General features: G+C 44.2%; 1 protein-coding gene. It reads right to left on the reverse strand.

The window, feature by feature from the left end:
* On the reverse strand, positions 1-645 hold a 645-nt coding region (locus tag ACS8FC_RS18430), incomplete at both ends, for an endonuclease/exonuclease/phosphatase family protein (RefSeq protein ID WP_439297856.1).

The raw sequence follows: 645 nt of genomic DNA on the forward strand, positions 1-645 counted from the left end.
CTTATAATACCATGATCAGTCACCCTATCTGAATAATCCCACTTAAGATGGTCGTTGAAATAATCAACTCTTTCGACCTGACCGAGCGAAAACTTGCTATCAGGTAAGAACTCTTCTGAAACAAACAACTGATCGATCACTTCTGGCATACCTTGATGAATATGGGTGTAAGCCACATCTTTCATCCAACCGTAGCGAGCTTGAATACGAGCGGCGTCAAAAAGTGCGACATCACGCATACTTTTATCATAATTGACCTCGCCAGTCTCAGTCATCAGCTGGGTCGTTACGCTACCAGTCACATCATTCATGTCGCCAAGCAGTATCAATGGCTCACGCGTGTGATGCAAACGTTCCATAATCGACATACGAATAGATGCCGCCTCTGCAGCACGCATGCACAAACTGCGAAGCTTGGCACGAATACGGATATTTGGATCATCCATGTCTTCTAATAGGTGACCATTTTCGTCACGTAAGAAAAACGCACGTTTACTTTTTAGATGCGCCGTGATGATCGTTATTGGTTGACCATATGCGTCAACACGCAATATCAAAGGTGGACGATTAAAATGCTGATGAGGCCCGATATCGGGGATATCAATCACAGCTTTTGGTGCAATCTCTTCTAATAAGGTCGTCTCT

Source organism: Psychrobacter sp. 1Y4, from assembly GCF_051847555.1.